General features: G+C 65.3%; 1 protein-coding gene. It reads left to right on the forward strand.

Annotated elements, in window-relative coordinates; translation table 11 throughout:
• Positions 1-2,915, forward strand: a 2,915-nt coding sequence (locus ACFQUU_RS29110) for an amino acid adenylation domain-containing protein (protein WP_382252109.1), incomplete at both ends; no start/stop codon positions are given.

Here is a 2,915-nt window from a genome sequence, read left to right on the forward strand (position 1 = left end):
CTGGTCGCAGGGCATCCTGATCAACGAGTTCAGCGCGCTGTACAACGCCTGTCATGCCGGCGAAGAAGATCCGTTGCCGCCACTGGCGATCCAGTACGCCGACTACGCGGCCTGGCAGCGGCGCTGGATCAGCGGCGAGGTGCTGCAGGCGCAGAGCGCCTACTGGCAGCGGACACTGACCGGTGCGCCGGTATTGCTGCAATTGCCGACCGACCATCCGCGTCCGGCACAGCAGGACTATGCCGGCGCCTTTGTTGCCTTTGAACTTGATGCGGCGCTCACACAGGACCTGAAGGAACTGAGCGCGCGTCATGGCACCACGCTGTTCATGACGCTGCTGGCCGGCTGGGCGGCGCTGCTGTCGCGCCTGTCGGGACAGGATGACCTGGTGATCGGCACGCCGATAGCCAACCGCACCCGGGCCGAAGTCGAGCCGCTGATCGGATTCTTCGTCAACACGCTGGCGCTGCGCCTCGATCTGTCTGCATCATCAACGGTTGCGCAACTGCTGCAGTCGGTGAAGACACGCACGCTGGAAGCACAGCAGCACCAGGACCTGCCGTTCGAGCAGGTGGTGGAGATCGTCAACCCGCCGCGCAGCCTGGCGCACAGTCCGCTGTTCCAGGTGATGCTTGGCTGGAACGACACGGAGGGCGAAGACGTCCGGCTGCACGGGCTGACGGCCAGTCCCGTCGCCGCCAGCAGACTGGCTGCGCAATTCGACCTGTCCCTCTTCCTGGGCGAGCAGAACGGCTGCATCAGCGGCGGCCTGGTATTTGCCACCGCCTTGTATGAGCAAGCAAGCCTGGAACGCACTCTCGAGTCCCTGCACTGCCTGCTGCAGGGCATGGTCGACAACGAGATGCAAACGATAGACCGGCTGGCGCTGCTGGATGCGCAGGCATCCCGGCGCGTGCTGTCGGCATGGAACGATACCGCCGTTGACTATCCGCGCGGCGCACGCGTCCACGATCAGTTCGAGGCGCAGGCAGCAAGCCAGCCGCATGCAGTGGCGCTGGTGCATGAAGGCACGCAGCTCAGTTATGGTGAACTCGACGCACGCGCCAACCGGCTGGCGCGCCACCTGCGTGCGCTGGGCGTGGCGCCTGATGCGCGGATAGCGATCTGCATGGAGCGCGGCCTCGACATGGTGGTCGCGATGCTGGCAGTATTGAAAGCTGGCGGCGCCTACGTGCCGCTGGACCCTGACTATCCGGCCGAGCGGCTGGCCTTCATGCTGGAAGACAGCGCGCCGCTGGTCGTGCTCACCCATCCCGCTGCGGCGCCGGCGATCGCGGTGCTGCCGCATCGTGTCCCGGTGGTCGACCTGGAGGCCGATGCCTGCCAGTGGTCGGAGCAAGCGTCTGAGCGTCTGCCTGACGACATGGCCAGCGCAACCGACCTGTGCTACGTGATCTACACTTCCGGCTCGACCGGCCGGCCGAAGGGAGTGATGAATGAGCACCATGCAGTGGTCAACCGGCTGCAGTGGATGCAGGACGCGTACCGGCTGACCGGCGAGGACACGGTGCTGCAGAAGACGCCGTTCAGTTTCGACGTCTCGGTGTGGGAATTCTTCTGGCCGCTGCGCAATGGGGCGAAGCTAGTGATGGCGCGCGCGGGCGGGCACAAGGACCCGGCCTATTTGACGCAGATGATTCGCGAGCAGGGAATCACGACCTTGCACTTTGTGCCGTCGATGCTGCAGAGTTTCCTGGCCCATCCGGAAGCTGAAACCTGTAGCAGCCTGCGCCGCATTGTCTGCAGCGGCGAAGCGTTGCCAGGTGTGCTGGCGCGCCAGTGCCGGCAGGTCTTGCCGCAGGCGCGGCTGAGCAACCTGTACGGGCCGACCGAAGCGGCGGTGGACGTCACCGCGTGGGAATGCTGCGGAGAGGATCTGCCGGACAACATCCCGATCGGTCATCCGATTGCCAACACCCGGATTTATCTGCTGGACGTGCATGGTCAGCCGGTACCGCAGGGGGGTGTGGGCGAGATCCACATCGGCGGGGTGCAGGTGGCACGCGGTTACCTGAACCGCGATGAACTGACGGCCGAGCGCTTTGTGGCCGACCCATTTAGCAGTGAGCCGGATGCACGGATGTACCGGACTGGTGACCTGGGACGTTACCTGGCTGACGGCAGCATTCAGTTCCTGGGCCGCAATGACCAGCAGGTCAAGCTGCGCGGCTTCCGCATCGAGCTGGGTGAAATTGAAGCGAAGCTGCTGGAACAGCAAGGCGTGCGCGAAGCGGTGGTGCTGGCGCGCGAAGACCGGGCGGGCGACAAGCGGCTGGTCGCCTACCTGACGACCGATGCGCAGCTTGATACTGAAGCGCTGCGTGTCAGCTTGCAAGCAACGCTGCCCGAGTACATGGTGCCGGCGGCGTACGTGCAGCTCGACACCCTGCCGCTGACACCGAACGGCAAGCTGGACCGGCAGGCGTTGCCGGCACCGGAAGGCGACGCCTACGCGAGTCATGGGTATGAAGCACCGGTCGGTGAAGTCGAAACCGCACTGGCTACGATCTGGGCCGAAGTTCTGGGCGTTGAGCAGGTAGGCCGCCACGACAACTTCTTCACCCTCGGTGGCCATTCGCTGCTGGCCGTCAAGGTCGCCTCGCGCGTGCGTCAGGTACTGGGCGTGGAACTGGGCGTGACCGAACTGTTCGCCCATGCCAGCCTGTCCGCACTGGCAACAGCCGTCGGCCAGGCTGCCCAAAGCGAGCTGCCAGCCATCACGCTGGCGTCGCGTGCAGCCGCGCTACCGCTGTCATTTGCACAGCAACGGCTGTGGTTCCTGTCGCAGATGGAAGGCGTCAGCCAGGCGTATCACATCCCGCTCGGACTGCGCATGCAGGGAACGCTCGACCGTGCAGCGCTGCGCCATGCGCTGGACCGCATCGTCGCCCGCC

It is taken from the genome of Herbaspirillum sp. GCM10030257 (genome assembly GCF_042666555.1).
In the GTDB taxonomy this organism is placed as follows: Bacteria; Pseudomonadota; Gammaproteobacteria; order Burkholderiales; family Burkholderiaceae_D; genus Noviherbaspirillum.